This is a genomic window from Paracoccus sp. 22332, from assembly GCF_052045125.1.
GTDB classification, from domain to species: domain Bacteria; phylum Pseudomonadota; class Alphaproteobacteria; order Rhodobacterales; family Rhodobacteraceae; genus Paracoccus; species Paracoccus haematequi_A.
Map to the genome: position 1 here is coordinate 1 of NZ_JBQEOI010000030.1, position 23,876 is coordinate 23,876.

At 68.0% G+C, this 23,876-nt stretch carries 23 protein-coding genes and 1 pseudogene; 13 read left to right on the forward strand and 11 right to left on the reverse strand.

The window, feature by feature from the left end; genetic code table 11:
* The 3 genes and pseudogenes from ACTJI6_RS18570 to hpbA all read right to left on the reverse strand — a co-directional run.
* Positions 1 to 479, reverse strand: a pseudogene (locus tag ACTJI6_RS18570) (electron transfer flavoprotein subunit alpha/FixB family protein); the annotation flags it as partial.
* Entirely contained in the window at positions 479 to 1,237 is a 759-nt protein-coding gene (locus ACTJI6_RS18575; RefSeq protein WP_440802792.1) for an electron transfer flavoprotein subunit beta/FixA family protein, read from the reverse strand. The gene ACTJI6_RS18575 and the pseudogene ACTJI6_RS18570, both read right to left, overlap by 1 nt.
* Before the next feature lie 3 nt (positions 1,238 to 1,240).
* Positions 1,241 to 3,277: an N-methyl-L-proline N-demethylase HpbA gene (hpbA, locus tag ACTJI6_RS18580; protein ID WP_440802793.1), complete on the reverse strand. Its 2,037-nt coding sequence runs from the start codon at positions 3,275 to 3,277 to the stop codon at positions 1,241 to 1,243.
* 146 nt (positions 3,278 to 3,423) lie between these two features.
* Between hpbA and ACTJI6_RS18585 the strand changes: the two genes are divergently transcribed.
* The 5 genes from ACTJI6_RS18585 (at position 3,424) to ACTJI6_RS18605 (ending at position 8,569) form a co-directional block, all read left to right on the forward strand.
* A complete protein-coding gene (locus ACTJI6_RS18585) occupies positions 3,424 to 4,056 on the forward strand; it encodes a TetR/AcrR family transcriptional regulator (RefSeq protein ID WP_440802795.1) in 633 nt (210 codons plus the stop codon).
* A gap of 239 nt (positions 4,057 to 4,295) precedes the next feature.
* Positions 4,296 to 5,084, forward strand: coding sequence for a pyrroline-5-carboxylate reductase family protein (locus ACTJI6_RS18590; protein WP_440802797.1), 789 nt, complete (start codon positions 4,296 to 4,298; stop codon positions 5,082 to 5,084).
* A gap of 71 nt (positions 5,085 to 5,155) precedes the next feature.
* A complete protein-coding gene (locus tag ACTJI6_RS18595) occupies positions 5,156 to 6,037 on the forward strand; it encodes an ABC transporter permease (protein ID WP_440802799.1) in 882 nt (293 codons plus the stop codon).
* Positions 6,030 to 7,061, forward strand: a complete 1,032-nt coding sequence (locus ACTJI6_RS18600; protein ID WP_440802800.1) for a quaternary amine ABC transporter ATP-binding protein — start codon at positions 6,030 to 6,032, stop codon at positions 7,059 to 7,061. Before ACTJI6_RS18595 ends, ACTJI6_RS18600 begins: the two co-directional genes overlap by 8 nt.
* Positions 7,061 to 8,569, forward strand: a complete 1,509-nt coding sequence (locus tag ACTJI6_RS18605; RefSeq protein ID WP_440802802.1) for an FAD-dependent oxidoreductase — start codon at positions 7,061 to 7,063, stop codon at positions 8,567 to 8,569. Before ACTJI6_RS18600 ends, ACTJI6_RS18605 begins: the two co-directional genes overlap by 1 nt.
* Here the strand turns inward: ACTJI6_RS18605 and ACTJI6_RS18610 are convergent.
* Entirely contained in the window at positions 8,543 to 9,439 is an 897-nt protein-coding gene (locus tag ACTJI6_RS18610) for a LysR family transcriptional regulator (RefSeq protein ID WP_440802803.1), read from the reverse strand. The two genes, ACTJI6_RS18605 and ACTJI6_RS18610, sit on opposite strands and share 27 nt — an antisense overlap.
* 116 nt (positions 9,440 to 9,555) lie before the next feature.
* Here ACTJI6_RS18610 and ACTJI6_RS18615 point away from each other — a divergent pair, with 116 nt between their 5' ends.
* Together ACTJI6_RS18615 and ACTJI6_RS18620 are read left to right on the forward strand one after the other, a co-directional pair.
* Positions 9,556 to 10,794, forward strand: coding sequence for an aromatic ring-hydroxylating oxygenase subunit alpha (locus tag ACTJI6_RS18615; protein WP_440802806.1), 1,239 nt, complete (start codon positions 9,556 to 9,558; stop codon positions 10,792 to 10,794).
* Positions 10,791 to 11,858, forward strand: a complete 1,068-nt coding sequence (locus ACTJI6_RS18620; protein WP_440802808.1) for a 2Fe-2S iron-sulfur cluster-binding protein — start codon at positions 10,791 to 10,793, stop codon at positions 11,856 to 11,858. The genes ACTJI6_RS18615 and ACTJI6_RS18620 overlap by 4 nt, the downstream gene beginning before the upstream one ends.
* Positions 11,859 to 11,961: 103 nt before the next feature.
* Here ACTJI6_RS18620 and putA read toward each other — a convergent pair whose 3' ends face one another.
* The gene (gene putA / locus ACTJI6_RS18625) at positions 11,962 to 15,360 is read right to left on the reverse strand and encodes a bifunctional proline dehydrogenase/L-glutamate gamma-semialdehyde dehydrogenase PutA (RefSeq protein WP_440802811.1); all 3,399 of its coding nucleotides are present in this window, start codon (positions 15,358 to 15,360) and stop codon (positions 11,962 to 11,964) included.
* A gap of 109 nt (positions 15,361 to 15,469) precedes the next feature.
* Here putA and ACTJI6_RS18630 point away from each other — a divergent pair, with 109 nt between their 5' ends.
* A complete protein-coding gene (locus ACTJI6_RS18630; RefSeq protein ID WP_126155601.1) occupies positions 15,470 to 15,934 on the forward strand; it encodes an Lrp/AsnC family transcriptional regulator in 465 nt (154 codons plus the stop codon).
* Here the strand turns inward: ACTJI6_RS18630 and ACTJI6_RS18635 are convergent.
* From ACTJI6_RS18635 to ACTJI6_RS18645, 3 genes are all read right to left on the reverse strand, one after another.
* Entirely contained in the window at positions 15,921 to 16,868 is a 948-nt protein-coding gene (locus tag ACTJI6_RS18635; protein WP_440802814.1) for an ornithine cyclodeaminase family protein, read from the reverse strand. The genes ACTJI6_RS18630 and ACTJI6_RS18635 overlap by 14 nt on opposite strands.
* A 224-nt stretch (positions 16,869 to 17,092) precedes the next feature.
* Entirely contained in the window at positions 17,093 to 18,544 is a 1,452-nt protein-coding gene (xylB, locus tag ACTJI6_RS18640; protein WP_440802817.1) for a xylulokinase, read from the reverse strand.
* 22 nt (positions 18,545 to 18,566) lie between these two features.
* Entirely contained in the window at positions 18,567 to 19,262 is a 696-nt protein-coding gene (locus ACTJI6_RS18645) for an HAD family hydrolase (RefSeq protein WP_440802820.1), read from the reverse strand.
* 91 nt (positions 19,263 to 19,353) lie between these two features.
* Here ACTJI6_RS18645 and ACTJI6_RS18650 point away from each other — a divergent pair, with 91 nt between their 5' ends.
* Positions 19,354 to 20,100 carry a transcription antiterminator BlgG gene (locus ACTJI6_RS18650; RefSeq protein ID WP_440802821.1) on the forward strand — a complete coding sequence of 249 codons (747 nt, stop codon included), beginning with the start codon at positions 19,354 to 19,356 and terminating at the stop codon, positions 20,098 to 20,100.
* Between the two features lie 54 nt (positions 20,101 to 20,154).
* Here the strand turns inward: ACTJI6_RS18650 and ACTJI6_RS18655 are convergent, their stop codons facing one another.
* From ACTJI6_RS18655 to ACTJI6_RS18665, 3 genes are all read right to left on the reverse strand, one after another.
* The gene (locus tag ACTJI6_RS18655; protein ID WP_126155227.1) at positions 20,155 to 20,382 is read right to left on the reverse strand and encodes a DUF1150 family protein; all 228 of its coding nucleotides are present in this window, start codon (positions 20,380 to 20,382) and stop codon (positions 20,155 to 20,157) included.
* 11 nt (positions 20,383 to 20,393) lie between these two features.
* Positions 20,394 to 20,804 carry an Hsp20 family protein gene (locus tag ACTJI6_RS18660; RefSeq protein ID WP_126155228.1) on the reverse strand — a complete coding sequence of 137 codons (411 nt, stop codon included), beginning with the start codon at positions 20,802 to 20,804 and terminating at the stop codon, positions 20,394 to 20,396.
* 100 nt (positions 20,805 to 20,904) lie between these two features.
* Complete coding sequence (locus ACTJI6_RS18665; RefSeq protein WP_440802825.1) at positions 20,905 to 21,441, reverse strand: hypothetical protein; 537 nt, start codon at positions 21,439 to 21,441, stop codon at positions 20,905 to 20,907.
* Positions 21,442 to 21,617: 176 nt separating this feature from the next.
* On the opposite strand from ACTJI6_RS18665, the gene ACTJI6_RS18670 reads away from it, so the two are divergent.
* From ACTJI6_RS18670 to ACTJI6_RS18685, 4 genes are read left to right on the forward strand one after another with little or no spacing between them, the layout of a single operon-like run.
* The gene (locus ACTJI6_RS18670; protein ID WP_126155230.1) at positions 21,618 to 21,836 is read left to right on the forward strand and encodes a YdcH family protein; all 219 of its coding nucleotides are present in this window, start codon (positions 21,618 to 21,620) and stop codon (positions 21,834 to 21,836) included.
* Positions 21,837 to 21,890: 54 nt separating this feature from the next.
* Entirely contained in the window at positions 21,891 to 22,376 is a 486-nt protein-coding gene (gene purE / locus ACTJI6_RS18675; RefSeq protein WP_440802828.1) for a 5-(carboxyamino)imidazole ribonucleotide mutase, read from the forward strand.
* A complete protein-coding gene (locus ACTJI6_RS18680) occupies positions 22,369 to 23,403 on the forward strand; it encodes a 5-(carboxyamino)imidazole ribonucleotide synthase (protein ID WP_440802830.1) in 1,035 nt (344 codons plus the stop codon). Before purE ends, ACTJI6_RS18680 begins: the two co-directional genes overlap by 8 nt.
* Positions 23,400 to 23,837, forward strand: coding sequence for an NUDIX domain-containing protein (locus ACTJI6_RS18685; RefSeq protein ID WP_440802832.1), 438 nt, complete (start codon positions 23,400 to 23,402; stop codon positions 23,835 to 23,837). Before ACTJI6_RS18680 ends, ACTJI6_RS18685 begins: the two co-directional genes overlap by 4 nt.
* Positions 23,838 to 23,876 lie beyond the last annotated feature (39 nt).

Sequence of the window (23,876 nt, forward strand, 5' to 3'; positions counted from 1 at the left end):
GAGCCGCCCGCGCCCGCCGCCTCGAAGCTGGCGGTGCGGATCGTCAGCACCTTCTTCGCGTCCTTCGACCGCACCGTCTGGATGGCGTTGCCGGCATAGACCGGGCGTTCGAACGTGTCGGCATCGACCACCTTCGACACCTCGGGGATCACCATCGCGTCCAGCAGCGCCGCCACCCGCGGCATCACGTTCTTGGCGTCCGTCGTGGCCGGCGCCGCGACATGATCGTACGCGCCCGCCAGCGAGACGATCAGCGCCGCCGTCGGCTCGGCCAGGCGGTGGCCGTAGCGCGCGTCCTCGGCCACCAGGACGCGGGCGACCCCGGCGATGGTCGCGGCCTCGGCGGCGGCGGCGCGGGCCTGCGCCCCGGCGCAGAGCACCGTCACGTCGCCCAGCGAGGCAACGGCATTCACGGCCTTGGCGGTGGCGTCGCGGTTCAGCACCCCGTTCGTGACTTCGCCCAGCAGAAGAACGGCCATCAGATCACCCCCGCTTCTTTCAGTTTCGAAACCAGTTCGTCGGCCGAGCCGACCCTGATGCCGGCCTTGCGCCCCTCGGGTTCGCGCGTGGAGACGATCTCCAGGCGCGGGCTGACATCGACGCCGTAATCGGCGGCGGTCTTCTCCTCCAGCGGCTTCTTCTTGGCCTTCATGATGTTGGGCAGCGACGCGTAGCGCGGCTCGTTCAGGCGCAGGTCGGCGGTGACCACGGCGGGCAGGCCGACGCTGATCGTCTGCAGGCCGCCGTCGACCTCGCGCGTCACCTTGGCGCTGTCGCCCTCGATCTCGAGCCTGCTGGCGAAGGTCGCCTGGCCCCAGCCCAGAAGCGCCGCCAGCATCTGCCCGGTCGCGTTCATGTCGTTGTCGATGGCCTGCTTGCCGGCGATCACCAGCCGCGGCTGCTCGGCCTCGACCACCGCCCTGAGGATCTTGGCCACCGCCAGGGGTTCGATGTCCTGGTGCACGTCCTCCGAGGCCACCACCAGGATCGCCCGGTCCGCGCCCATCGCCAGCGCCGTGCGCAGCGTCTCGGCCGCCTGACGCACGCCGATGCTGACCGCGATCACCTCCTCGGCCTTGCCGGCTTCCTTCAGCCGGATCGCCTCCTCGACCGCGATCTCGTCGAACGGGTTCATCGACATCTTCACATTCGCCAAGTCAACCCCAGACCCGTCAGCACGAACCCGAGCCTTCACGTTGTAGTCAATAACCCGCTTCACGGGGATGAGGATCTTCATGGGTCAGATGTCCTTCACCAGGCGCAGCGCGTCGTAGATCGCGGCATGGGTGTTGCGCGCGGCCACCGCGTCGCCGATGCGGAACAGGCGGAACCGGCCCTCGGGGTTCTTGCGCACCGCCTGCACGCCGCCGGTGGTCAGGGCTTCATAATCGACCTCTCCGCCGTTCGAGGACAGCGCCTTCAGGTCGAAATACAGTTCGTCCAGCGGCCGGGTGCCGTGGTTGACCACCACCTGGTCGACGATCCGGTCGCGCGTGACGCCGCCGTAGTCGCTGCCCAGCGTGGCGCGCAGCTGGTTGCCCTCGCGCGCGACCGATTGCAGCCGCCATGTGACGGTGAAGGTCGTGTCCAGCTTTTGCAGGCTGCGCATGTAGGGAACCAGGTTCATCGCCATCACCTCGGGCGAGAAGCTGCGGTCGGGGGTGACGATCTCCACCCTGGCGCCGGTCGCGGCGATCAGGTCGGCGGCTTGCAGCGCGGCGTGGTCGCCCGCGTCGTCATAGACCAGCACGTTCTGGCCCGGCTTCACGTCGCCGGAAAGAATGTCCCAGGCGGACACCACCAGATCGTTGCCCTCGGTCAGAACCTCGGTATGGGGCAGGCCGCCGGTGGCGATGATGACCTCGTCCGGGTCGGTCGCCAGCACGTCGTCGGCCTCGGCGAAGGTGTTGAAGTTGAAGGTGACGCCCTTCTTCTCGCACATGGCCTGCCGCCAGGCGATGATCGAGATCATCTCGCGCCGCCGTTCCTGCAGCGCGGTCAGGCGGATCTGGCCGCCGGGCTGGTCGGCGGCCTCGAAGACCGTGACCGCATGGCCGCGTTCCGCCGCGACGCGGGCGGCCTCCATCCCGGCGGGGCCTGCCCCGACGATGGTGACGCGCTTTTTCGCGGGCGCGGCAGGGATGGTGTGGGGCATGGTTTCCTCGCGCCCCGTCGCGGCGTTGTGCAGGCAGAAGGCCAGCCCGCCCTGATAGATGCGGTCCAGGCAATAGTTCGCGCCGACGCAGGGGCGGATGTCGTCCTCGCGCCCCTCGATCACCTTGCGGACCAGATGCGGGTCGGCCATGTGGGCGCGGGTCATGCCGACCATGTCGACCAGCCCGGCGGCGATGGCGTGGCGCGCGGTCGGCACGTCGGGGATCTTGGCGGCGTGGAAGGTGGGAAAGTCGGTGGCCCGCCGGATCTGGCCCGCAAATTCCAGATGCGGGGCGTTGCGCATTCCCTGCACCGGGATCACGTCGGTCAGGCCCGCGTCGGTGTCGATATGGCCGCGCACCACGTTCAGGAAATCGACCAGCCCGCTGTCCTTGAGCTTCTGCGAGATGGCAATGCCGTCTTGCGCGTCGAACCCGCCCGGCAGGCATTCGTCGCCCGTATAGCGCACCCCCAGCAGGAAATCCGGCCCGCAGCGGTCGCGGATGCCGCGCAGGATGTCGAAGGTGAAGCGCAGCCGGTTGTCCAGGCTGCCGCCGTATTCGTTGTCCAGGTCGTTGGTCAGCGGCGACCAGAACTGGTCCATCAGGTGGCCATAGGCCTGGACCTCCAGCCCGTCCAGGCCCGCGGCCTTCATCCGTTCGGCGGCATCGACGTAATCGCCGATGATGCGCCGGATGTCCCAATCTTCCATCTTCTTGGGGAAGGAGCGGTGCGCGGCTTCTCGTTCGTGACTGGGCGAGACGACCGGCAGCCAGTCGGCCTTGTCCCAGCGGGTGCGGCGGCCCAGATGGGTCAGCTGGATCATCACCGCGCAGCCGTGGTCGTGGCATTCGTCGGTCAGCTTCTTCATCCAGCCGACGACCTCGTCCTTCCAGGCCAGGATGTTGTTGAAGACCGGCGGGCTGTCGCGCGACACCGAGGCCGACCCTGCCGTCATGGTCAGCGCCACGCCCGCCCTGGCCCGTTCGACATGATAGGCACGATAGCGGTCCTTGGGCATCCCGTCCTCAGGATATGCCGGTTCATGGCTGGTGATCATGATCCGGTTGCGAAGCGTCAGGTGCTTCAGTTGGTACGGCTGAAGAAGGGGGTCGTTCGACATGATCTGCCTGCCCGAGGTGGATGTGTTGACGCAAGGTTTTCCGAAATGTTCAATTGTGTCAACTTAAAAATCATCTATGAACTGATTGCACCCAAAGTTGCACATCCTGCTTGTGAGGGGGGCGGCAATTGCTTAACCACGGGACCATGGATCAGGTGAATGCACCCGAAAGTGGATGGCGCGGATCGCGCGAGGGTTGGCTGGAAGCCGGCTATCAGGCGCTGATCGAAAACGGCATCGACGCCGTGAAGATCCTGCCGCTGGCCAAGCGGCTGAACCTGTCGCGCACCAGCTTCTATTGGTTCTTCGCTGATCGCGAGGCGCTGCTGGCGGCGCTGATCGACGGCTGGGAAGAACGCACCACCAAGCCCCTGGTGGACGCCACCACGCAATATGCCGAAAGCGTGTCCGAGGCGATGCTGAACGTGCTGACCTGCTTTCTGGCCGCGAATGTCTTTGATTCGCGTCTGGAATTCGCGGTGCGCAGCTGGGCCTTGCAGGACGAGGGGGTGGCGGCACGGGTGCGCGCCGCCGACGAGGCGCGGCTTCAGGCCATCGCCGCCATGCTGGTCAAGTGGGGCCATCACAGCGCCGAGGCCGATGTGCGGGCGCGCACGATCTATCTGGTCCAGATCGGTTATATCTCGATGCGGCAGCAGGAAGACATCGAAACCCGGCTGGAACGCATTCCGCTGTATGTGAAGATCTATTCCGGTCGAGAGGCCGAGCCGCGCGAGCTTGCCCGGTTCACCGCCGGAATCCGTCGCAGCTACGCCTGAAAAGGTCGTTCGAATCGACTTTTCGCCCTTGGGAATGACGCAAGCTGTGCGAGGCGACTCGTGCGGCCCTGTGAATTGTTCATGTAAGTCACTGAAAGGTTCTTAAGTGCATATCAAATGCGCTTTTATGAACTTTATGATGACAGTCATGAACATTTTGTTGCAAGCTGGGGGTCGAATCGCTAGCGATAGGGGAAGCCAGGCCTTGCGGGGCGGGCGACGGGAGGAAATCGGAACAGATGCGGATCGGGATCATCGGTGCGACGGGATGGCTGGGATCGGCGCTTGGCGGCCGGCTGCTGTCCCTGGGCATTGTGACGCCCGACCGGCTGGTGGTCGCCAACCGCAGCGGCGCAAGGACCGATTATCACGGCCATCCTGTCGTCTGGGCCAGGGACGCGGTGCAGCTGGCGGCGCTGTCGGATATCGTGGTCGTCTTGGTCAGGCCCCAGGATTGGCCCGCCCTTGGACTGGGCGCCGAGGGCAAGCTGGTCCTGTCCTTCATGGCAGGGGTCGGGTCGGACCGGCTGCGGGACTGCGGCGGCCGGATCGTGCGCGCCATGCCCAACGCGGCGGCCGATATCGGCCGGTCCTGGACGCCCTGGTGGGCCGACCAGGGCGTCACCGATGCCGACCGGCAGGCCGTGACGACGATCCTGTCGGCCATCGGCACCTCGGACGAGATCGCGCGGGAATCCCAGATCGACCTGATGACCGCTCTGCCCGGTTCGGGGGCGGCCTATCCGGCGTTGATGGCGGTCGCCATGGCGCGCTTCATGACCGATAACGGCCTGCCGTCGGACATCGCCTGGCGTGCGGCCGACGCCGCCGTCTGCGGGGGCGCGGCGATGCTGGCGGGCCGGATCGCCGACGCGCCCGCGCTGCTGGCGGCCTATCGCGACTATCGCGGCACCACCGCCGCCGGGATCGACGCGGCCGAGGCGGCCGGGTTTTCCGCAGCCATCCGGGCCGCGCTTGACGCGGCCGCCCGCAAGGCACGCGCCATGGCAGGGGATGCGCCCGCCTGAACCCGAATCCTTCATGCCGGCGGACCCGCCCGCATTCGTTTGTCGCAGCACCACCCAATCATGAGGTCGCCATGTTCGACGAATTCCCGCAGATCGACAACGGTCTGCTTCGTGATCTGAAACGGGCCATCGACGAGGGCTTCCGGGCCTTTACCCGAAGCTATGGCGACGCCATCGAAACCATGTTCGATCCGTTGCGCCATTTCCTGAACTGGTCCGAAAAGCTTCTGACCGGCACCCCCTGGCCGATCATCATCCTGATCGCGGCGGGGCTGGCGTGGTTTGCCAGCCGCAGCGCCCGGATGGTGATCGGCTGCGTCGCCACGCTGTGCCTTATCGGCGCCTTCGGGATGTGGGACGACATGATGAAGACGATCTCCATGATCCTCACCTCGACGCTGATGGCGATCGCGGTGGGACTGCCCATCGGCGTGCTGATGTCGCGGTCGGACCGAGTGCAGGCGGTGGTGAACCCGATTCTGGACGTGATGCAGACCATGCCGCCCTTCGTCTATCTGATCCCGGTGGTGATGCTGCTGGGCATCGGCAAGGTGCCGGGACTGATCGCGGTCGTCATCTATGCGATCCCGCCGATGATCCGGCTGACCAACCTGGGGATCCGCCAGGTGGATGGCGAGGTGCTGGAGGCCGCGGACGCCTTCGGATCGTCCCGCTGGCAGCGGCTGGTCAAGGCCGAACTGCCGCTGGCGCTGCCCACGATCATGGCGGGCATCAACCAGACGATCATGATGGCGCTGGCGATGGTGGTGATCGCGTCCATGATCGGGGTGCAGGGGCTGGGTCAGCCGGTGCTGCAAGCGATTTCCAACCAGTATTTCACCTTGGGGCTGTTCAACGGCCTGGCCATCGTCGGCATCGCCATCGTCTTCGACCGCGTCAGCCAGGCCTGGGGCCGCCGCATCCAGAAACATCGGGGGGGCCACCATGTCTGAACCCATCGGCATCGAGATCCGCAACCTGTACAAGATCTTCGGCCCGCGCGGGGCGGATTACGTGGATGCCGTCAATCGCGGCATGACCAAGCAGGAACTGAACGACCGGCATCGCCACGTCCTGGGCCTGCGCGACATCAACATCGACATTCCCGCGGGCGCGATCCAGGTGGTGATGGGCCTGTCGGGATCCGGCAAGTCCACGCTGATCCGCCACATCAACCGGCTGATCGACCCGACCTCGGGCCAGATCCTGATCGAGGGGCAGGATGTCGTGGGCATGACGCCCCAGATCCTGCGCGAATTCCGCCGCCACAAGACGGCGATGGTGTTCCAGAAATTCGGGCTGCTGCCCCACCGCACCGTGATCGAGAACGTGGGCTACGGGCTGGAGGTCCAAGGCGTGGACCATGCCGCCCGCGACAAGGTGTCGATGCGCTGGATCGAGCGCGTGGGCCTGCTGGGGTTCGAGACCAAGTATCCCAGCCAGCTGTCGGGCGGGATGCAGCAGCGCGTCGGCCTAGCCCGCGCCCTTGCCAACGACGCGCCGATCCTGCTGATGGACGAGGCCTATTCGGCCCTTGACCCGCTGATCCGGTACGACATGCAGACCGTCCTGCTGGATTTGCAGAAAGAGGTCCGCAAGACCATCGTCTTCATTACCCACGACCTGGACGAGGCGCTGCGCATCGGCGACCGCATCGCGCTGCTGCGCGACGGGCAGGTGATCCAGCAGGGCACCGGGCAGGACATCGTGCTGAACCCGGCCGACGACTATGTGGCGAACTTCGTCCAGCATGTCGACCGGGGCAAGGTGGTGCAGGTCGGCTCGGTGATGGAGCCGCTGGGCATCAACGGCACGGCGCCCGCGATGATGGTGAAATCCGACGCCACCCTGACCGACGCGGTGCGGCAGATGATGGCCAAGGGCGTCCATTTCCTTGAGGTGCAGGACAAGGGCGGCAAGCCGGTGGGGCGGCTGTCGCTGGAACGCGCGATCTCGGTCGCGGCGGGGGCGGCCTGATGCGCGCGCCGCTGGCGGGGCTGGACGGGCAGGGTTTCGACGTGGCGGTGATCGGCGCGGGCGCGGTCGGCTGCGCCACCGCCCGCGAGCTGGCCGCGCGCGGATTCCGCGTCCTGCTGGTCGATCGCGGCGACATCGGGGCTGGAACCTCATCCCGGTCCAGTCGGATGCTGTATTCGGGACTGGGTTATCTGGCCGTGCGCTATCCGCTGTGGCAGATGGCGCTGCGCCCGCGCGACATGCTGCGGCGGCTGGCCTATACCCGCGACGTGATGCGCTGCCGGGCCGAACTGGTGCGCGACATGCCCGGCCACCTGACGCGGCACCGGTTCCATTACCCGTTCCGTAAGGGCGATCGCTATCCGCCCTGGCTGGTCGACCTGGGCTTCAAGCTGGTCGAGGGGCTGGGCGGCTGGAAGGTGCCGCTGTCCTATCGCCGCAAGCGGGTCGCCCAGGCGGCTGGCGACAGCGCGATGGCGGCGGAATTGGCCCGCACACAAGGCGGCGCACTGACCGGGATCGGCACGTTTCAGGAATACATGTATGCCTGGCCCGAACGGATCTGCGTGGATACCGCGCTTGACGCCGAACGGCGCGGCGCCACCCTGCGCACCTATACCGCCGTCACGGGGATCGAACGGGCCGGGGACGCCTGGCAACTGACGCTGGAGGATCGGGCCCTGGACACGGAACGGGCGCAGGTCCGCGCCGCCGTGGTCGTCAACGCCGCCGGTCCCTGGATCGACCGGGTGCCGGGCGGAGGGCAGGGGCCGCGCGTGCTGGGCGTCAAGGGTGTCAACGTCATGGTGCGCCTGCCCGCCAACTTTCGCGGCCAGGGGCTGGAGGCGTTTTCCACCAAGGGCGAACCCTATTACGTTTTTCCCTGGCGCGACCTGCATTTCATCGGACCGACCGAAACCGTGGTCCGCGACGATCCCGACACCATCCGCGTGACCGAGGCCGAGGTCGATTACATCCTGGCCCAGTTCAACCACCTGTTCCCGACCCTGAACCTGACCCGCGCCGATGTGGTCCATTGCTGGTGCGGGGTGCGCCCGACCTCGACCCTGGACGGGCGGGAAACGGTGCTGCCGGTGCGGGTGGTGGAACAGCCCGACCGCCCGAACCTGCTGGCCGTCACCGGCTCGACCATCATGCTGCATCGCCACGCGGCGCGGATGGCGGCGCGGGCAGTGGAGCGGCGGCTGGGACGGCGGGGCGCGCCCGCCGGCGGCGCGATCCCGGCGCCCGACGGCGACATCGCGCGGATCCTGCGCACGGAACACGTCACCCACCTGGACGACCTGATCCGCCGCCGCCTGCCGCTGGGCCTTGATCCCGACCTGGGCCGGGACAGCGCCGAGGAAATCTCGCGCGCCGCCGCAGCCGCCCTGGGCTGGTCCGAGGAACGGCGGCGGGCCGAACTGGAACGCTTCCACCAGGAAACCGACCGCATCTATCCGGCGATGGCGCCCGTCGTCTCAGCCCGGCTGCGCCGCACCGGCTGAAACGTCGCGCAACAGCCAGCCTGCGAACAGCCGCGCCTTGGCCGAGGCGCGGGGATGGATCACCAGCCGGAACGGCACCGAGGACGGAATGTCCTGCGGCACCAGCCTGACCAGCCTTTCGCGGGCCAGCAGGTCTGTCATCAGCCCGTCCCAGGCCAGCACCGCGCCCACGTCGTCCTGCGCCGCTTGCAGCGCGATCATGTGGTTGTTCACGAACAGCCCGCGCCCGGTCGGCGCCGGGCCGCCCAGGGCCGCCAGCCATTCCGCCCAGTCGGTCCACTGGTTCTTGTCGTGATGGACCAGCGGCACATGCGCCAGGTCGGCGACGCTGTGGATGGCGTGGGCGGCGGCGAACCGGGGGGTGCCCACCGCGATGATCCGGTCGCGGAACAGGTCGCGCGATTCGCCGGGGCCCGGGTTCTCGGTCAGATAGCCGATGCTGATGTCCTGAAAGCCCTTGGCGACCTGCACGTCGCTGACGATCTGGGACACCGTGATGGTCGGATGGATGCGCCAGAAGGCGGTGATCTTGGGCGTCAGCCACAAGGCGCTGACGGCGGTCGTCACGGCGATGGTCACGTCGACCGCCTGCGACCTGTCGCGCAACTGCGCCACCGCGTCCGAGATCGTCTCGAACCCCCGTTGCAGGGCGACCAGCAGGAAGGCGCCCTGTTCGGTCAACTCCACCCCGCGATGGCGGCGGATGAACAGCGCGCATCCCAGATCGGCTTCCAAGGCCTTGATCTGATGGCTGATCGCGGCCGGGGTGACATTAGTCTCATTTGCCGCTGTCTTGAAACTGCCATGCCGCGCGGCGGCCTCGAAACTGATCAGTGCCGTCATGGACGCAAAGTCATAGGGTCTGGTCATCGCACCCCCTGGGTTAGCTGATCTAAGCCAGGATGAATTTTTCTGCCGTTGTCAGCAAGCCCGCCAAGGCGGATTTTCGCGGCAATGTGTCACACCCTTCGAACAGGATGCCAGCCATGACAGCCACAGCCCCCACCATCCACGACCTGCTTGCCCGCCGCGCGCCCGGCCACGCGCTGGAACAGCCCTTCTATACCTCGGCCGAGATCTATCAGCTGGACCTGGAAACCATCTTCTATCGCGAATGGCTGTATGCCATTCCGGCGGCGCAGCTGGTCAAGGCCGGGAATTACGCGACGCTGAAGGTCGGCGCCTATAACGTGGTGATCGTGAAGGGCGGCGACGGCGTGATCCGCGCGTTCCACAATTCCTGCCGCCATCGCGGGTCCATCGTCTGCAAGGAACGCGAAGGCAAGGTCGCCAAGCTGGTCTGCCCCTATCACCAGTGGACCTATGACCTGGACGGCCGCCTGATCTGGGCCAACAACATGGGGCCGGATTTCGACCCCACGAAACACGGCCTGAAGCCCGTGCATTCGCGCGACCTGAACGGGCTGATCTATATCTGCCTGGCCGAGACGCCCCCCGATTTCGAGGAATTCGCCCGCACCGCCAGCCCCTTCCTGGAGGTTCACGACCTGCGCGACGCCAAGGTCGCCTATTCGTCCACGATCATCGAAAAGGGCAACTGGAAGCTGGTCTGGGAAAACAACCGCGAATGCTATCATTGCAGCGCCAACCACCCGGCGCTGTGCCGGTCCTTCCCGCTGGACCCCGAGGTCGCGGGCGTGTCGGCGGACGGGTCGATCTCGGCCCGGTTGCAGAACCATTTCGACGCCTGCGCGGCGGTGGGCGCGCCCGCGCAGTTCACCCTGGGCGGGGGCGGGCAGTTCCGGCTGGCCCGAATGCCGCTTCAGGAAAACGCCGTCAGCTATACGATGGACGGCAAGGCGGGCGTAAGGAAACAACTGGGCCGGGTCGCCAAGCCGGATGCCGGGTCGCTGCTGGTGTTCCACTATCCGTCCACCTGGAACCACTTCCTGCCCGATCATTCGCTGACCTTCCGCGTCATGCCGATCAGCCCGACCGAGACCGAGGTGACGACCACCTGGCTGGTCCACAAGGACGCGGTGGAAGGCGTGGACTATGATCTCAAGCGCCTGACCGAGGTCTGGATCGAAACCAACGACGAGGACCGCGAGATCGTCGAGACGAACCAGGAAGGCATCCTGTCGCCCGCCTATGTGCCCGGACCCTATTCGCCGGACTGGGAAAGCGGCGTGATCCAGTTCATCGACTGGTATGCCGACTGGCTGGAACGCGGCGTGGCTCCGCAGCGCCTGGCGGCGGAATGAACGCGCTGGCCAGGCCCAGCCTGCGGTTCTGGTCCGACGCCGAGCCGCTGGAATGCGTGGCGACCCTGCCCGAGGCGCCGAACGTCATGACGTTCTGCTTCCAGGCCCCCTCGGGCGCGCTGTTCGGTCACGATCCCGGCCAGTTCATCACGCTGGAACTGCCGGTGCCGGGGGGCGCGGTGTGGCGGACCTATACGATCTCGTCGTCGCCCTCGCGGCCCACGTCGCTGACGATCACCGTCAAGGCGCAGCCGGGATCGGTGGGGACGCGCTGGATGTTCGACCACCTTCGGCCGGGAATGCGGCTGAAGGCGTCCGGCCCGGCGGGGCGGTTCTCGGTCATTCATCATCCGGCGCCGAAATACTTGTTCATCTCGGCCGGGTCGGGGATCACGCCGATGATGTCGATGACGACCGCGATCTATGACAGCGGTCGGCCCGCCGACATCGTTTTCGTGAACTGCGCCCGCCGCCCGTCCGAGATCATCTTCCGCGAGCGGCTGGAACAGATGGCCTCGCGCACCGAAGGCATCGCGCTGAAATGGGTGGTCGAGGAGAAGGATCCCTATCGCCCTTGGACCGGCTTTCAGGGGGTGTTCAACCAGTTGATGCTGGGCCTGATGGCGCAGGACTACCTGGAACGAGAGGTGTTCTGCTGCGGACCCGAGCCGTTCATGCAGGCGGTGCGCGATGCGCTGTCGGGCCTGGGCTTCGACATGGACCGCTATCACCAGGAAAGCTTCCATGCGCCCCCGCCGGAAGCCGAGGTGGTGCCGGACGACGTGCTGCCCCATGACGGCCAGGCGGCCGAAGTGACCTTCGCGGCCTCGGGCGTGACGCAGCCCTGCGCGCAGACCGACACGATCCTGACGGTGGCGCGGGCGGCGGGGCTGAACATCCCGTCCGGCTGTTCGATGGGCATCTGCGGCACCTGCCGGATCCGCAAGCTGTCGGGCGAGGTGCATATGGTCCATAACGGCGGCATCACCGAGGACGATGTCGAGGACGGCTATATCCTCGCCTGCTGCTCGAAGCCGATGGGCGCGGTGGCGGTCGAGGTTTGACGGGCCGACCCCGGACGCGTCGGGTGAAGGCTGTTGCCTGTGCCCGACGCGTCATCGCCTTCTGGTCGCATGGGCGTGAAGAACGCCCCGCAACGTTCCCGTCTTACCCCGCCAGAAGGGCCGCGTTGCCGCCCGCCGCCGTGGTGTCCACGCACAGGTGGCGTTCATGCGCGACATGCGCCAGGTCGGGCATTCCGGTGACAAGCTGCACGATCTCTCCGTCCCGGTCCGCCAGGGCTTGCGCATAGGCGCGGCCCTGCGCGTCGTCGCCCCACCACAGGGCGGCGGCCATCGCCGGCAGGCGGGTCAGCGCCTGCGGCGGCAGGGGGCCGTCCACGCCCACCGCGTCGCCGCCAAGCGCGGCCACGGCCGCGACCTGCGCGGCCACCGTCTGCGCACCGGGGCCGAGGCACAGGACCGGCGGGCGGGTATGGGCGGTCAGGCGGTTCAACTCTCCGGTGGGGCCGGGCATCAGGCGCTCGTCGATCTTGCGCGACACATGGGCGGCAAGCTGGCTGCGGATGCGGGCCTCATCGGCCTGGCCCTGCCAGTCGCCGCCCGCTGACGCCGGGGCCTGGGGCGCGAAGAACCGGGGCACATAGCGCGGACCGCCCGCCTTGGGGCCGGTGCCCGACAGCCCCTCTCCTCCAAAGGGCTGGCTGCCGACGACCGCCCCGATCTGGTTGCGGTTCACATAGATGTTGCCCACGTGGATCGCGTCGCTGACCTCTTGCACGCGGCTGTCGATGCGGGTGTGCAGGCCGAAGGTCAGGCCGAAGCCGCGCGCGTTGATATCGGCCACCACCTGATCCAGCCGGTCGCCCCGAAAGGTCGCGACATGCAGGACCGGGCCGAAGATTTCGCGTTCCAGATCGGCGATGCCGCCGACGCGCAGCATGGTGGGCGGGATGAAGGTGCCCTGCGCGGGAATGTCCAGCTTGTGGATCACGCGGTTGCCGTTGGCGGCGATATAGCCCCCGATGTCGTCCCGCGCGCCCGTGTCGATCACCGGACCGACATCAGTTTCCAGCGACCAGGGATCGCCCACGACCAGTTCTTCCATCGCGCCCCGGATCATTTCGATCAGATGCGGGGCGATGTCCTCCTGCACATACAGGCAGCGCAGGGCCGAACAGCGTTGCCCGGCGGACCGGAAGGCGCCGTTCACGATGTCGCGCACCGCCTGTTCGGGCAGGGCGGTCGAGTCCACGATCATCGCGTTCAGCCCGCCGGTTTCCGCGATCAGCGGCGTGCCGGGCGCCAGCTTTGCGGCCATGGTGCGCGCGATGGTCCGGGCGGTGTCGGTCGAGCCGGTGAAGACCACGCCCCGCACGCGCGGATCCGCCGACAGCGCCGCGCCGACCACGCTTCCGTGGCCGGGGAGCAGTTGCAGGGCCGAGACCGGCACGCCCGCCCGGTGCAGCAGCCTGACGCCATATGCCGCGATGATCGGGGTGGCCTCGGCGGGCTTGGCGATCACCGCGTTGCCCGCCATCAGCGCCGCCGCGATCTGGCCGGTGAAGATCGCCAGCGGGAAGTTCCACGGGCTGATCGCGCCGATGACGCCGCGCGGGGCGCCGGGGGCCGCTTCGCCCTCGGCCGCGTAGTAGCGCAGGAAGTCCACCGCCTCGCGCAACTCGGCCACGGCGTCGGCCAGGGTCTTGCCCGCCTCGCGCGCGAGGATGCCGAAGATCGGGCCGAAGTGTTCCTCGTAACGATCGGCGGCGCGGCGCAGCACGGCAGCGCGTTCGGCGGCGGGCGCGTCCCAGACCCGCGCGTCCTCGATGGCCCGCGCGGCGGTGTCGGCGTCGGCCATCGTCACGGTGGCGATGGTGTCGCCCGTGGCGGGGTTCGTCACGTCCTGCACCGTGCCCGTGGGTTCGCGGACCGTCAGCGGCACCACGTCCTCCATCGCCCCGTCGCGCGCGGCGGCGATCCGGGCCAGCGTTTCCTCGTCGCTGATGTCGAACCCGGCCGAGTTGCGGCGCGCGGGCGCGAACAGGTCGGCGGGCGCGCTCAGCGCGGCGGGGGGCCGCGCGGTGGCCAGCGCGTCGAAGGGATCGCGGGCGACCTCCTCGGGGGTGACGGCTTCGTCGACGATCTGGTTCACGAAGCTGCTGTTCGCACCGTTTTCCAGCAGGCGGCGGACCAGATAGGCCAGCAGGTCGCGATGCGCGCCGACCGGGGCATAGATGCGGCAGCGGCCGTTCGTTTCGCGCAAAACAATGTCGTGCAGCCGTTCGCCCATGCCGTGCAACCGCTGGAATTCGAAGCGGATATCGTCCGCCATTTCCAGGATCGCGGCGACGGTATGGGCGTTGTGGGTGGCGAACTGCGGATAGATCCGGTCGGCATGGCCGATCAGCTTGCGGGCATTGGCGATATAGCTGACATCCGTTCCGGCCTTGCTGGTGAACAGCGGGAAACCCGGATGACCGTCCACCTGGGCGCGCTTGACCTCGCTGTCCCAATAGGCGCCCTTGACCAGCCGCACCATGATCCGGCGGTCCAGCCGCTGCGCGGTTTCATACAGCCAGTCGATCGTCTGGCCCGCGCGCTTGCCATAGGCCTGCACCACCACGCCGAAGCCGTCCCACCCGGCCAGCGAAGGGTCCGACAGCACCGCCTCGATCACCTTGAGCGACAGGACCAGCCGGTCCTGCTCCTCGGCGTCGATGTTCATGCCCATGTTCGCGGCCTTGGCGGCTTGCGCCAGCCGCAGCACCACGGGCACCAGCTCGCGCATCACGCGGGCTTCCTGCGCAACCTCGTATCGGGGATGCAGCGCCGACAGCTTGATCGAGATGCCGGGATTCTGTTCCACCGACCCCTTGTCGCAGGCCTTGGCGATGGCGGCGATGGCGTCGGCATAGGCGCGGTCATAGCGGGCGGCATCGGCGCCGGTCATAGCCGCCTCGCCCAGCATGTCATAGCTGTAGGTGAAGCCCTGCTTCTCGCGCGTCCGGGCGCGGTCCAGGGCATCGGTGATGGTCTGGCCCAGGACGAACTGGCGGCCCATTTCCTTCATCGCGCGGCCCACGGCGGTGCGGATCACGGGTTCGCCCAGGCGGCGGACCATGCGGCGCAGCGTCCCCGCCTGGTCGTCGTCCAGCACCTTGCCGGTCAGCATCAAGGCCCAGGTCGAGGCGTTCACAAGGCTGGACGACGCCTCGCCCAGGTGCCTGCCCCAGTCCGAAGGCGCGATCTTGTCCTCGATCAGCGCGTCGATGGTGATCTTGTCGGGGACGCGCAGCATCGCCTCGGCCAGGCACATCAGCGCCACGCCCTCGCGCGTGGACAGGCCGTATTCGGCCAGGAAATGCTCCATCAGGCTGGGGCGCGCCTCGGCACGGATGCGGCGCACCAGGTCGGCGGCGCGGGCGGTGATGGCGGCGCGGGCGTCGGCGGACAGGTCGGCCTGGGCTGTCAGGCGATCCAGAAGCTGGCCCTCGTCCGCGAATTTGGCCTGGGTGGAAAAGACGCTGGGACTGACGGAAGACATGCCTGACTCCTTGACTGATCCGACAGGTATATCAAAGATCGAATAGTCGGTGCGCCTGAAAATGGCTGCCGGGCTAGGCCGATGGAATAAAGAACAAGGAATTTTCGGGATGACCGTCACTCTGGACGCCCTGGACCGCAAGATCCTGGACGAACTGACCCGCAACGCCCGCATCCCGGTGGCCGAACTGGCCCGCAAGGTGGGGCTGTCCAAGACCCCCGTGGCCCTGCGCATCCGCCATCTGGAGGAGATCGGCCTGATCACCGGATATCGCGCGATCCTGTCGCCGCTGAAGCTGGGCCTGACCCATGTCACCTATGTCGAAGTCAGCATGACCGACACGCGCGAGGCCGCCCTGCAACAGTTCAACGCCGCCGTCCGTGCCATCCCCGAGATCGAGGAATGCTACATGATCGCGGGCGGCTTCGACTATCTGGTCAAGGTGCGGTCCCGCGACATGGCCGATTTCCGCCGCATCCTGGCCGAGAAGATCTCGGGCCTGCCGCATATCAGCAACACGTCCAGCTATGTCTCGATGGAGGCGGTGGTGGAACAGACCTTTACGCTTGGCTGAGCCTGTCGATGATCCAGGAGGCGATCATCAGATCCAGATGCGCGCCGCCGCCGTTCTTGAAGACGGTGATGTCGTCATCCGACTGCCGCAGCCGCGCATCGGGGCGCAGCATGTCGTAAAGATCGCCGCGGATGCTGTCCGCCGTGATCGCGCCCGAGGCCAGCGGCATCAGCAGCTCGCCGATATGGGCCGTCGTCTCGCGGCTGTCCACGAACAGCGCGGCTCGGGCCATCAGGGCATCGTCGGCCTCTCGCATGTCGGCCTTGTAGGCGCCGATCAGGTCGACATGGGTGCCGGGCCGGACCCAGTCGCCCCGGATCACCGGGTCGCGCGCCATGGTGGTGGTGGCGATGATGTCGGCCCGGGCCACCGCGTCCTGCAGGTCGGCCGCCACCGACAGGCGGGCGGGGACGGTTCCCAGCCGGTCCAGCAGCGCCTGCGCCTGATCGGGCCGGCGCGCCCAGACCGCCACATCCTCGATCCCCGGCAGGACCGCCGCATAGGCCCGGACCAGGCTGGCCGCGACCGCGCCCGCGCCCAGGATCAGCAGGCGGCGGCTGCCGGGCCGCGCCAGCAGGCTGGCCCCCAGCACGGAATCCGCCGCCGTCTTGAAATCCGTGACCAGCCGGTTTTCCACAAGCGCCCGCAGATGCCCGTCGTCCTTGTCGAAGACCAGCATCCCGCCCTGTACCGTCGGCAGCCCCCTGGCGGCGTTCCCGTCGAACACCGTGAAGGGCTTGGCGCCGTAGCCCAGCCCCGGAATGAAGGCCGACCGGGTCATCATCGTGGCCGTCGCGGGGCCAAGGAAGGTGTCCGCGATCTCGGCCCGCGGCAGGGCGTGACCGGCCCGCAGCGCCTGGACCGCGCCCGGCCAGTCCAGCCGACCGGCCGCCGTGTCAGAGGTGATGAAGCGGGGGGTGGGGGTCTGAGTCATGATGCGGCCCATTGCTGTGGCGGTTGTCGGTGCAGGTCAAGCAGATTCCAGCGGATTGATAAGGCGGCTCCGCCGGTCTGGTTTGAGGTTGGGCGGGGCGAAGGGAACTCACCTCAAAACGTGAGGTATGATACAACGCCGCTGCCGCCCGTGATCAACGACAGACCGGCCAGTCTGCTGATATGGTTAGGTCTGGCGCCGGCAGGGCGGGCAATTCGCGGGCCTTACTGCACCGCCCGGATCGCCGGATAGGCGGCGCGGAACGCCTCGTATCCCGCCTCGAAGCGGTCGCGCAGCGTGGCGTCGGGGGCGATCTCCTCGACCACATCGGGGGCGGTCATCACATCGGCCGGGCTGCCCGCGCCCGCCGCGACCATGCCCAGCCGCGCCGCGCCCAGGGCCGCGCCGAATTCGCCGTCCGCAGGCAGGTTCAGCGTCACGTCCAGCGTCGTGGCGATGGCCCGCAGCCAGTACCGCGACCGCGCCCCGCCGCCGATCGCCATCATCCGGTCCAGCCGCGCGCCCGTGGCCTTCAGCGCCTGGTTGCTGTCGCGCAGCCCGAAGGCCACACCCTCCAGCACGGCGCGGACCATGTCGTCGCGCGTCGTGCCCGACCCCAGGCCGGTGAAGGCGCCGCGAATGACCGCGTCGTTATGGGGCGTCCGCTCGCCCGATAGATAGGGCAGGAACCGCACCGTGCCCGGCGGTTGCAGCGCGTGGCCCAGGTCCGCCGTCAGGTCGGCGGGCCGCGCCCCGGTGATCCGCGACAGCCAGTTGAGGCTGTCGGTCGCCGATAACATCACCCCCATCTGGTACCACGTCCCCGGCACCGCATGGCAGAAGGTGTGCAGCGCCGTTTCGGGCGCGGGGTGATAGCCGTCGCGCGCCGCCACCAACACGCCCGAGGTTCCCAGCGACACGAAGCCCTGGCCCTCGGCCATGGCGCCGATCCCGCAGGCGGCGGCCGCATTGTCGCCCGCGCCGCCCGCGACGATCACGAGATGCGGCAGCCCCCAGGACCGCGCCAGATCCGCGCGCAACTGACCGGCGGCGTCGGACCCCTCGACCAGGCGCGGCATCTGGTCGCGGCGCATGCGGCCCGCCGCCAGCAGCGCGTCGGACCAGTCGCGCGCGCCGGTATCCAGCCAGGACGTGCCCGCCGCATCCGACATGTCGGTGACGTGATCGCCCGTCAGATACAGGTTCAGGAAAGCCGCTGGCAGCAGGACGCGGGCAATGCGGGCGTAATGGTCGGGTTCATGCGCCCGCACCCATTCCAGCTTGGGCGCGGTGAAGCCCGGAAAGACGATGTTGCCCGACAGATCGCGGACGCCAGGGGTCGCGTCCAAGGCGGCGGCCTCGGCATGGCTGCGGGTGTCGTTCCACAGGATGCAGGGGCGGATCACCCGGTCGTCGGCATCCAGCAGCGTCGCGCCGTGCATGTGGCCCGCCACGCCGATGCCGCGCAGGGCGGCGAATTCGGGATGGCGGTCGCGCAGCTCGGCAACCGCGCCCTCAAGCGCGGCGATCCAGTCGCCGGGTTCCTGTTCGGACCAGCCGGAATGGGGATGGCTGACGGGATAATGCCGCTCGGTCGAGCCGATGGGCCTGCCGCCGCTGTCCACCAGCAGCGCCCGCAGCCCGGATGTGCCAAGATCGATCCCCAGAAAACTCATGCTTCCTCCCCTTGGAATGCGTTCATCGGTCCGTCGGCTGCCGATCCAGAAGCGCGTCCAGCATCCCGTCCATGTCCGGCAGCACCACGGTGGCCCCGGCATCCGTCAGACGGCGCGCGTGATCGGCCTGCATCCCGGCCAGGTGGCTGCCGCCGGTAAAGCCCACGGCGCGCATTCCGGCAGCGCGGGCGCCGACGATGCCGTGGGGCGAATCCTCCATCACCGCGCAGGCCTCGCGCGGGACGCCCAGCCGGTCAGACGCCAGCAGGAACAGGTCGGGGGCGGGCTTGCCGCGCTTGACCTGATCGGCGCTGAAGATGCGGTCGCCGAACCGATCGGCCAGCCCCGCCACCTGCAAGGTCACGCCCAGCCGGTGGATCGAACTGCCGGTGGCGATGGCCACCGCGACGCCGCGCGCCGCCAGATCGTCCAGCAGCGCCGGAATGCCGGGGATCACCCGCAATTCGGCGGGATAGCGCGCCAGCAGCCGGGCTTCGAAATCCTGGGCGAAATGGGGCAGGTCGTCGCGGTCCAGGGACTCGGCGATGTGGCTGACGATGGACTGGATCGACACGCCCAGGAACTTGCGCCGCAACTCGTCGATGGTTGTGTCCAGCCCTTCGGCCGCCATCAGGTCGGCCAGGGTTTGCAGCGACATCGGCTCGCTGTCGACCAGGCAGCCGTCCATGTCGAAGATCACGGCGCGGATAGCGGACATGCGGCCCCCTTCGTGTTGGCGTTAACGGTCAGATCCCTACACCCATCGGGCGCGGATGACAAATGCCGCCGCCTGCGGTATTGCCGGGACCATGACCCATCCCCACCTTTCCCCCGTCCGAGAGCTTTACGTCTCGCCCGACGCCGCCGCCGCCCTGCTGGCCGAGGCGGGCAAGCTGCCCGCCTGGAAGCTGGAGGGGCGGCAGGCGGGCGACCTGGCACTGCTGATGAACGGCGGCTTCGCCCCGCTGCGCGGCTACCTGACCCAGGCAGACCATGACGCCGCCCTTCCGCAGGCGGGTTGGCCGGTGCCGCTGGCCTTGCGGGTGACGCAGGATTTCGCGGCGCGGGTCCAGCCCGGCGACGACATCGCCCTGTGCGACGAGGACGGGGTGGCGGCGGTGATGTCGGTAACCGACGCCTGGGGCGATCCGGTGCTGCTGGGCGGCAAGGTCAAGGGATTGCGACGCTTGGGACAAGGTCCGCCCAACGCCCTGCGTGCGCTGTTCCGCGACAGGGGTGCCCACCGGGTTCTGGCGGTCCAGCCGGACCGGCCCGATCAGGTCGCTGCTGCCGCCCGGCGGGCGCGGGAACTGGACGCTGCCCTGCTGATCCAGCCGCTGCCGGGTGTGGTGGCCGATGTCCCGGACGGCGCGATCCTGGCACCGCTGCCGGTGGCCCTGCCCGGTGGTCCCCATGTCGCGCTGTGGCAGGGGATGGTCGCGCGCAATCACGGCGCCACGCATCTGATGCTGTTCGACACCGCCGCGCGAGACAGCTATCGCCCACATCAGGACCGGATCGGGGTGAAGATGGTCGGGCCGGACAAGGCCCCGTGACGGCACAGCCCGCCCGGTCTTGGGGGGCAGGGCGCGCGTCCGCCCCGCCGAATGTCAGTGGACGCTGACCGGCGTCAGTTCGTTCTGGCGCGCCAGCAGGAAGGCCAGCGAACGTTCCTTGACCAGGGCCAGCCGTTCGCCGTCCGCGTCGTGGACGGCATAGAGGCTGTCGATGCCCTCAAGCTGCTTGCGGACCTCGATGGGCAGGGTGCTGGTCTCGACCTGCCGGATATAGACGGTCTTCGCGGCGTCGCTGCCGCCGAAATCGAATTTGGTATCCATGATGATCCCCTTTACTTGCGGCTGATCGGAATGGTCTGGACGATCTGCCTGGGCTGCACGCGCTTCAGATCAACATGCAGCAGTCCGTTTTCGATGCTCGCGGCCTCGACCTCGACCCCGTCGGCCAGAACGAAGCTGCGCTGAAAGGCGCGGGCGGCGATGCCCCGGTGCAGGAACACGCGGTCCCCGTCCGGTTCCGCCATCCGGCCGCGGATGACAAGCTGCCGGTCCTCGGTCGTGACGGACAGGTCCGGCTCGGCGAAACCGGCGACGGCCAGCGTGATCCGAAACCCATCGGGCGCGATATGTTCGATGTTGTAAGGCGGATAGCCCTCGGCCCCCTTGGCGGCCCGTTCGGCCAAGCGTTCGATCTGATCGAAGCCAAGAAGATAGGGATGCGCCCCCAGTGAAATCTTCGTCATGTCAGCCCTTTGCCCATCAAGCGACTGTGGCGCGGACCCCGTTTGCGGCAATCCGCCTGGGTTCAATATGTGGGCGGGCCAGGGGCCGTGCAAGGGGCGGTCAGGGCCGGATTCCGCAGGCGGCAGCGGCCTGGGCGATGGCCGCGCGCGATCCGGTCAGCGGAAAGCCCGCGCGCCGGCCTGCCGATGCGACCTCGACCCCGCTGCCCGACATCAGCGCCCGCAGCAGCGGCGATCCCGAATCCGCCGTGGTATAAAGGATGCCGTTCTGCGCGATGAAGGCCTGGGAATAGGCCCGGCCGTCCACGCTGATCCGCGTGCCCTGGGCCGACCCGCCCAGTCCCGCCACGCCGATCAGCGCCTTGCCGCCGCGCTGGCAGATAAAGTTCAGTGAACGGTCGCCCAGGTCGATCGCGGCGGAATGGGCGCCGCCGGCGCTGTGGGTGGTCCAACGCGGCGCCACGGCGCGATCCTGGGCGGGCGCCTCGGACCCGCCGCCGCTGCATTGCCGGGCGACGCAGGCCGCATAGGCGGGGCTGGAAGCGGGTCCGTGATGGAACATGCATTGATTGACGCAAAGCTGCTCTTCATCCATCTGCGCCATCGCCGGGGCGCCCGCCAGGACAATGGCCAGCATCAAGGCCGCTTTCGGCGTCGGAACCATCGTCGCACCCCCTATGACCGCTCTCATTTTCGTGAGGTCTTGAAAATATTCAAGCCGCATTCGCGCGTCACGAAGCATCTTGTTAACATGCGCCGTGCTAACGATTATAGTCGATGCGAAGATCCTTCGCGTCCAGCCGGGCAAGCCAGATGAACATGCACCATGAAATGTCCCATGACGAAATCGCCCGCGCCAAGCTGGCGGCGCTGCGCTGCGAACATCGCGACCTGGACGAGGCGATCGCCGCCCTGTCGGCCCAGCAACTGACATCCTCGCTGGCGCTGCAACGGCTGAAGAAGCAGAAGCTGGTGCTCAAGGACCAGATCGCCCGGCTCGAGGATGAGATCACCCCCGACATCATCGCCTGATTGCGGCGACGCGCCCCCCGCGCTATGGCAGGCGGGCAGATGCGGGGGACAAGGATGGACAAACCTGTGGGCATCATCATGGGCAGCCAGTCGGACTGGCCGACCATGCGCGAAGCCGCGGCGATCCTGGAAGAACTGGGGATCGGTTACGAAGCCCGGATCGTCAGCGCGCATCGCACCCCCGACCGGCTGTGGGATTACGGCAAGACGGCGGTGTCGCGCGGGCTGCGGGTGATCATCGCCGGGGCAGGGGGCGCGGCGCATCTGCCGGGAATGATGGCGTCGAAGACCCGCGTCCCGGTGATCGGCGTGCCCGTGCAGACCAAGGCGCTGTCGGGTGTCGATTCGCTCTATTCGATTTTGCAGATGCCCAAGGGCTATCCGGTCGCCACGATGGCCATCGGCGCGGCGGGGGCGGCCAATGCCGGACTGATGGCGGCGGGGATCCTGGCGATCTCGGACCCTGCGCTGGCCGAACGCCTGGACGCCTGGCGCCAGGCCCTGTCCGATTCCATTCCTCAGGAGCCGCGCGATGAGTGATGTCAAAACAATCGGCATCCTGGGCGGCGGCCAACTGGGCCGGATGCTGTCAGTCGCGGCCAGCCGCCTGGGCCTGCGCTGCCATATCTATGAGCCCGGCGCCGCGCCTGCGGGCGAGGTGGCCTGGCGGGTGACGAACGCCCCCTATGAGGACGCCGAGGCCCTGCGCGCCTTTGCCGACAGCGTGGACGTGATCACCTATGAGTTCGAGAACGTGCCGACCTCGGCGCTGGACCTGCTGGAAAGCCTGCGCCCGATCCGCCCCAACCGCCGTGCCTTGGCGGTGTCGCAGGACCGGCTGACCGAAAAGACCTTTTTGAACGAGATCGGGCTGGCGACCGCCCCCTTCGCCGACGTGCCGGAACAGGCCGATCTTGAACCCGCCATCACCCGGATCGGCCGCCCCTCGATCCTCAAGACCCGCCGCATGGGCTATGACGGCAAGGGCCAGGTCCGCATCGGCGAAGACCCGGCGGACTGGACCGGCGCGCCCTCGGTCCTGGAAGGCTTCGTCACCTTCAGCGCCGAGATCAGCGTCATCATCGCCCGCGGCGCCGACGGCCAGGTCGCGGCCTTCGATCCCGGCCTCAACGTCCATCGCGAAGGCATCCTGCGCACCACCACCGTGCCTTGCGGGCTGCCCGGAAAGGTCACGACCGACGCCGTTCTGATCGCCGCGCGCATCGCCAATGCGCTGGATTATGTCGGCGTGATGGGGGTCGAGCTGTTCGTGACCCCGCAAGGCCTGATCGTGAACGAGATTGCGCCCCGCGTCCACAATTCCGGCCACTGGACGCAGGCGGGCTGCGCGGTGGACCAGTTCGAACAGCATATCCGCGCCGTGGCCGGACTGCCGCTGGGCGATGGCCGCCGCTATGCCGATGTGGTGATGGAGAACCTGATCGGCGACGATCTGGACCGCGTGCCCGACCTGCTGAAGACGCCGGACGTGCAGGTTCACCTGTATGGCAAGGGTGCGCCGCGTCCGGGGCGCAAGATGGGGCATGTCAACCGGATCATCCGGTGAAACCGCCCCGGCTGGCCGTCCGCGCCGCGATCCTGCGCGACGACCGGCTGCTGATGGTCAACGCCTATGCGGGGCAAAGATCCGACCTGTGGTGCCTGCCCGGCGGCGGGGTCGAACCCGGCCAGTCCCTGCCTGAAAACCTGATCCGCGAAGTGGCCGAGGAAACCGGCCTGACGATCACCGTCGGCGCGCCGATCCTGGTGAATGAGTTCCACGATCCCGCCAGCGGCTTCCACCAGATCGACCTGATCTTCCGCGCGAAACTGACGACCGCCGACGTAACCCTGAACGACCCAGAGGGCGTGGTGAACCGCATCGTGTGGGCCAGCCGCGCCGACCTTCGCAGCCTGCGCCACAAGCCCGAAACCCTGGCCCGCGCGGTCTGGGGGAACCACGCCGCCTGGTACGACCCGCTGGAACGGATCGTCCGCTGATCATCTTCTGTGCCTAAATATCCCACAGGGGGCGCGGGG